At 71.9% G+C, this 6,174-nt stretch carries 6 protein-coding genes; 4 read left to right on the plus strand and 2 right to left on the minus strand.

Features of this window, described 5'->3' with window-relative positions; all coding sequences use genetic code 11:
- Window positions 1-48: 48 nt before the first annotated feature.
- From L0P92_RS23450 to L0P92_RS23465, 4 genes are all read left to right on the plus strand, one after another.
- Complete coding sequence (locus L0P92_RS23450) at window positions 49-414, plus strand: Rv2175c family DNA-binding protein (protein WP_031483328.1); 366 nt, start codon at window positions 49-51, stop codon at window positions 412-414.
- Window positions 415-817: 403 nt separating this feature from the next.
- Window positions 818-1,480: a thiamine phosphate synthase gene (thiE, locus tag L0P92_RS23455; RefSeq protein WP_234764805.1), complete on the plus strand. Its 663-nt coding sequence runs from the start codon at window positions 818-820 to the stop codon at window positions 1,478-1,480.
- Window positions 1,481-1,721: 241 nt separating this feature from the next.
- Entirely contained in the window at window positions 1,722-2,645 is a 924-nt protein-coding gene (gene metF / locus L0P92_RS23460) for a methylenetetrahydrofolate reductase [NAD(P)H] (protein WP_234764806.1), read from the plus strand.
- A 57-nt stretch (window positions 2,646-2,702) separates the two neighbouring features.
- Window positions 2,703-3,695 (plus strand): SCO2102 family sporulation regulator, encoded by a 993-nt coding sequence (locus L0P92_RS23465; RefSeq protein ID WP_234764807.1) that lies wholly within the window; start codon window positions 2,703-2,705, stop codon window positions 3,693-3,695.
- Between the two features lie 28 nt (window positions 3,696-3,723).
- On the opposite strand, the gene L0P92_RS23470 is transcribed toward L0P92_RS23465, so the two are convergent.
- The gene (locus tag L0P92_RS23470) at window positions 3,724-5,238 is read right to left on the minus strand and encodes a phytoene desaturase family protein (protein ID WP_234764808.1); all 1,515 of its coding nucleotides are present in this window, start codon (window positions 5,236-5,238) and stop codon (window positions 3,724-3,726) included.
- A 55-nt stretch (window positions 5,239-5,293) separates the two neighbouring features.
- Window positions 5,294-5,908, minus strand: a complete 615-nt coding sequence (locus tag L0P92_RS23475) for a DUF4126 domain-containing protein (RefSeq protein ID WP_234764809.1) — start codon at window positions 5,906-5,908, stop codon at window positions 5,294-5,296.
- Window positions 5,909-6,174 lie beyond the last annotated feature (266 nt).

Below are 6,174 nucleotides of genomic sequence, written 5' to 3' on the forward strand. Positions count from 1 at the left end.
GACCGGCCTGGCTTCCGACTGTCAGTGGCAGATGGCAGGCTTGTTTCCGTGACCGAGATTGACGCAAAGATCGATGCTCTCGTCCCCGCCTGGCTCACCCTGCCCGACATCGCAGAGATGCTCGATGTCGAGGTGACGCGTGTACGGCAGCTGGTCAAGGAGGGCCAGCTCATCGCCGTACGCCGTGGTGAGAACCGCGCGCTGCACGTCCCCGCCGCCTTCATCGACGGGGACAAGGTCGTCAAGGGCCTGTCCGGCACCCTGACGCTCCTGCGGGACGACGGCTTCACCGACGAAGAGATGCTGGAGTGGCTCTTCACCCCCGACGAGAGCCTGCCCGGCACCCCCGCACAGGCCCTCAGCGAGAATCGCGGCACGGAGGTGAAGCGCCGCGCCCAGGCGCTCGCCGTCTGACCCACCAACTGATCCGAACACCGTCCGACGAACGGGCCGCGGCCTCGTGAGCCACGGTCGCGGGTGACTGCGGCCGTGGGCGCGACCGGTCGCCCCGGCGAGGGGCCTCTGCGGCAGAGCGCCTGCCGCACGGGCCCTGAGACCGGCTCCTCGGGCCCGGCCCACCCCGCACGTCGGCGCCGACGACATGCCCCGGTGCCGGTGGGCTGTGTGGCAGACAGGGCAGGTCGCCGTCGTACCCGGTGCCGACTGTGGCGCTGTCGGAGGCGCCGGGCCAGCGTCGCCCCCAGGTACCGAGCCCCGGTGTCGCCCCCAGGTACCGTGCCGCTCCGGATACCGTGCCACCGTCCCGGCACCAGCCCGACGTCATCCGCCCGGCAACCCGATCACAGGGGGCTCCCGTATGTCCGACACCGCCGCCGCAGGCACCGCCCGCGCTCAGCTCGCCGACGCTCGGCTCTATCTCTGCACCGACGCCCGCAAGCGGCAGGGCGACCTCGCGGAGTTCCTCGATGCCGTGCTGGCCGGTGGTGTCGACATCGTGCAGTTGCGGGACAAGGGGATGGAGGCGGCCGAGGAACTGGAGCACCTGAAGGTCTTCGCCGACGCCTGTGCCCGGCACGGCAAGCTGCTCGCGGTCAACGACCGTGCCGACGTGGCCCACGCCGCCGGCGCCGACGTCCTGCACCTCGGCCAGGGCGACCTTCCCGTCCCCGCCGCCCGCGCGATCCTCGGGGACGACGTCCTGATCGGCCGCTCCACACACGCCGACACCGAGGCCGACGCGGCCGCCGCCCAGGACGGCGTGGACTACTTCTGCACCGGCCCCTGCTGGCCCACCCCCACCAAGCCCGGCCGTCACGCCCCCGGCCTCGACCTGGTCCGCCACACCGCCGCCCTCGGCACGGACCGCCCCTGGTTCGCCATCGGCGGCATCGACCTCACCAACCTCGACGAGGTGCTGGAAGCGGGCGCCCGCCGTGTCGTCGTCGTACGGGCGATCACCGAGGCGGCCGACCCTGCAGAAGCGGCGGCGGAGTTCGCGAAGAGGCTGCGGCAGGCGTAGGCGCTGGCGTGTCGTGGCGTTTTCCCTCAAGGAGCCGCGACGAGCTGCGTCTCACTTTCGCCCTGGCTCGTCTCAGTCAGTGGTCAGTGCCGTAGGGATTCCAGGTCCCGGGGCTCCGTCCGGCCCCGGTGATGTTGCTCCGCGACCCTTTGTTGTCCAAGGCGTGGACAACAACCCGACAATTCGGGCAAATGTCCGGCGTCCGGTTGGGGGACCAGGGACCCCTGGCTAACCTGCGAGTATGGCCCTCGGCACCGCATCCATCAGGTCGGACCACGCTCGTACCGTGCGCGAGATGCTCGCGACCGGCAAGACGACGTATTCCTTCGAGTTCTACGCCCCCAAGACCCCGAAGGGCGAGCGGAACCTGTGGAACGCGCTGCGCCGGGTCGAGGCGGTCGGGCCCGACTTCGTCTCCGTGACCTACGGCGCCGGCGGCTCCACCCGCGCGGGCACGGTCAAGGCGACCGAGGCCATCGCCTCGGACACCACGCTCACCCCGATCGCCCACCTCACCGCCGTCGACCACTCGGTGGCCGACCTGCGCAACATCATCGGCCAGTACGCCGACGCCGGGATCCGCAACATGCTGGCACTGCGCGGCGACCCGCCCGGCGACCCGCTGGGCGACTGGGTGCGACACCCGCGGGGTCTGACCTACGCCGCCGAGCTCGTCGAACTGATCAAGGCGTCCGGAGATTTCTGCGTCGGCGTCGCGGCCTTCCCGGCGATGCACCCGCGCTCCGCCGACTGGGAGACGGACGTCGGTCACTTCGTCGACAAATGCCGTGCCGGCGCGGACTACGCGATCACGCAAATGTTCTTCGAACCCGAGGACTACCTGCGGTTGCGCGACCGTGTCGCGGCCGCCGGCTGCGACACCCCGATCATTCCGGAGATCATGCCGATCGCCAGCGTGAGGACGCTGGAGCGGATCCCGTCCCTCACCAACGCCTCCTTCCCGGCCGCCCTGAAAGAGCGGATCCTCACAGCAAAGGACGATCCGGCGGCTGTACGCTCGATCGGGATCGAGTTCGCCACGGAGTTCTGCGCGCGGCTGCTGGCCGAGGGAGTGCCAGGACTGCACTTCATCACGCTCAACAACTCCACGGCGACCCTGGAAATCTACGAGAACCTGGGCCTGCACCACCCATCGCAGGCCTAGACCGGCCGTCCTGACATACGTCACACTGCGTAGGCGGCCACTGGGAGAGGGGCGTACATGGGCTGGACGGTCCTCTACATCGCGTTCGGCATCGTCGCGCTGTGGCTGCTGGGCGAGGTGCTGCTGCAGTACAAGGCACGCCTGCGCTGGCGACTGCTCGCCTTCGTCGGCTTCCTCGGCGTCGTGGTCGGGGTGCTGATCCCGTCCGTCATCGTCATCGGGCTGGGCGCGGCGGCGTTCGCGGTCGGCCAGACCTACGTCACGCTGTCGTTCCGCCGCGGCTTCTCGGCCGGCTGGGCCGTCTCCGCACCGGCCCTCGGCCCCCTGGCCGCCAAGCGCCGCCGCGGGGAACCGGACCGCCAGGAGCCGACCCTGGAGGTCTCCGACCTCGAGGCGACCGGCGGTTTCGCGGGCCACGACGCCGACTACGGCCGGAGCAACGACGCCAACTACGCCCAGAGCGACGTGGGTTACGGCCAGGACGACTACGATCGCGACGACGTCTTCACCCCCTCCCGCCCGGACCGGCCCACGGCCGCGGAGACGACCTCCGTCTACGAGCCGCAGCCCCTCCCCGAGGACACCGGCTCGTACGGCATATACAGCGACCCCGCCTACGCCGCCGCCGACCAGAACTACGCGGCCGCCGGCCAGCCCCAGGACCAGTACGCGACGGCCGACCAGAGCTACGGGTACGACGCCGGCTACTCCGGCTACGACCAGCAGCAGTACGGCTACGACGCCACCGGCCAGCAGCAGTACGCCGCCTACTCCGACCCGTACATCGGCACCCAGACCTACGGCGACGGCTCCTACGACGCCTACGGCCAGCAGCAGTACGGCCAACAGGGCTACGCCCAGGACCCGTACGCCACCGGCACCGGCACCTACGGCGAGACCACCCCGCCCGGCGGTGTCTGGGTCCCGCAGCAGCGCACCGACGAGGCGTACGGCGGCGAGCTGCCGCCGGAGCAGCAGTACCCGTACCAGGGCGGCCAGCAGCAGGGCCAGGGTCAGGGCAACGGGTACGACGAGCAGTACCGCTTCTGACGCCCAGCGCCTAGCGCCCTACGCGGAATCACTGCGAGCCCCGGAACTCCGGCCCCTCCACGATCAGCCCGGCCACCAGCGCGCCCGACATACCGGCGTGCGGAAGCCCGCCGCCGGGGTGGGACCAGCCGCCCACGGTGAACAGGCCGGGTATGGCCGTGCTGTTGGACGGGTGCAGCAGACGTCCGTCGCCCGCGGCGAGCGCCGGCGCCGGAATCGCTCCGCCCTCCGCGCCGGTCGCCTCCGCGATGTCGGCCGGAGTGCACACCTCGTGCCAGAGGAGGCGGTCGCGCAGGCCCGGCACGGCACGCTCGGCGACGGCGATCAGATTCTCGGCGTGCAGGTCGAAGACCTCCCGCTCCGCCCAGCCCTGGTCGGGCTGCGCGGGCACCACCGAGCTGAGCGTGATCGCCTCATGCCCGAGGTCCGGAACGAGTTCGGCGTCCTCGGGCCGCAGCACGGTGACCGTGGGCCGCGCGGGCATGCCGGGAGCGGTGCCGAACAGGGCGTCCAGTTCGCTCTCGCGATCCTCCGCATGCACGACCGTGCGGTGCGCCGTACCTTCCGGTCGGCCGCCTCGCAGCGCCAGCAGCACCGTCAGACGGCTCGCTGCCCCGTGCTGGGGCGCGACCTCGTCCGCGCCTCGGACCGCCGCTTCCCGGACGAGACGGTCCAGCACCCCGGGGGTGACCCCGGCGACCACGAAGTCCGCCTCCGCCGCCGTCCCGTCGGCCAACTCCACCCCCGCCGCCCGGCCGTCCTTGTCCAGGACGCGCACGACCTCGGCACCGAAACTGAAGTCGACCCTCCTGGCCAGGCACCGCTCGTACAGCGCCCGCGCCAACTCCCGTATGCCGCCCCGGACATACCAGGTGCCGAAGGCATGCTCCAGGTACGGCAGCACCGCAGCGCTCGCCGGGGTCGCGCGCGGGTCCAGGCCGTGGGCGAGCGCGTGGCTCTCCAGCAGGGCTACGAGCAGGGGGTCGCGCAGCTCCCAGGCACCGACCTCGGCGAGGGTGCCGGCCCGGCGGGTGCGCAGGAGCCGCTTGTGGGGGACCGCCGGATAGGGCTCGCGGTCGGCCAGCACCTGCCAGTTGGGCCACAGGGGCTCTTCGAGCAGGGGTCTGCGGGTGCGGTCCCACGCCTCGCGGGCGCGGACGAGGAAGTCGCCCCAGCGGCCGCCGGTGCCGGCGCCCAGCGCCTCGTCGAGGGCGGCCACCACGCCCGCGCGCGAGGCGTTCGGCAGGGAGAGCTCGGTGCCGTCCGCGAAGACGTGCCGCGCGGACGGGTCGACCTGGACCAGCTCGACGCACGCCTCCAGCGGCTCCTTGCCGGTCTTGAGGAACAGGTCGCGGTAGACGGCCGGGAGCGGGAGCAGCCCGGGGCCCGTGTCGAACCCGAAGCCGTCGCGCTCGAAGCGGCGCACCGCTCCGCCGTACGTCTCCGTACGCTCGTACACCGCCACCCGGTGGCCCGCGACGGCCAGCCGGGCAGCGGCCGCCATCGCGCCCGTCCCGGCGCCGATCACCGCAATCCGTGCCATGCGTGGGACTTTATCGGCCGCCACTGACAACGGCCCACTGACCTCGAAGGACAGCTCAGCCGGACCGCTGGGTCACCGTCTGCCCGAGCCGTTTCCCGGCCCGCCGCTCGGCCCTGCGCCGCCAGAACCGACGGATCCGCGAGACCAGGAAGACAAGCAGCAGCAGCCCGGCGAGCAGCAAGGTGCCCGCGATGACCGCGGCGGCGACGGGGTAGAAGATCGCGAGGGTGATGAGGGCGCCGACCCCGAGATCCTCGGCGATGCTCACCGCGATGTTGCTGAACGGCTCCGGCGAGGTGTTGACCGCCATCCGCGTCCCGGCCTTGACCAGGTGGCTCACCAGCGCCGTGGAACCGCCGACCGCGCCCGCCGCCAGCTCCGGCAGCGACCCGCTCTGCCCGGCGAGCAGCGCCGCGACGACCGCGCCCGCCACCGGCCGGACCACGGTGTGCACCGAGTCCCACGCCGAGTCCACGTACGGGATCTTGTCGGCGACGGCCTCGCACAGGAACAGCACCCCGGCCGCGATCAGCACGTCGGGCCGCTGCAGCGCCTCGGGCACCTCGTCGCTCAGCCCGGTCGCGCCGAACACGCCGAGCAGCAGGACCACGGCGTAGGAGTTGATGCCGCTGGCCCAGGCGCTGGTGAAGATCAAGGGAAGTATGGACACGGACGCGATCGTAACCAGTGGGCGACAGAGGGTCTTGGGGATGAGTGCGCAGGCCTGAGTACGCGTACCTAGCCGGTGAGATGAGTACGCGCGCGGATGGGGGCCGACCTGCGTGAACGAGAGAGTGGAGGCACGGAGAAGGGGTTCGGCTCCGGCACCGGCGACACGGGGCGCCGGAACGGAGCTACCCCGGATCCGCTCCTTCCGCCGGCCAGGCGTCGGCGGGAGCGAGACCGGGGGACCCGGGGGAACGACCGAACGGGGGT

The organism is Streptomyces muensis (genome assembly GCF_021474425.1).
In the GTDB taxonomy this organism is placed as follows: domain Bacteria; phylum Actinomycetota; class Actinomycetes; order Streptomycetales; family Streptomycetaceae; genus Streptomyces; species Streptomyces muensis.

Coding starts and splice junctions, on each gene's coding strand:
- metF (WP_234764806.1), top strand. CDS start 1,722: ATGGCCCTCGGCACCGCATCCATCAGGTCGGACCACGCTCGTACCGTG.
- thiE (WP_234764805.1), top strand. CDS start 818: ATGTCCGACACCGCCGCCGCAGGCACCGCCCGCGCTCAGCTCGCCGAC.
- L0P92_RS23465 (WP_234764807.1), top strand. CDS start 2,703: ATGGGCTGGACGGTCCTCTACATCGCGTTCGGCATCGTCGCGCTGTGG.
- L0P92_RS23470 (WP_234764808.1), bottom strand. CDS start 5,238: ATGGCACGGATTGCGGTGATCGGCGCCGGGACGGGCGCGATGGCGGCC.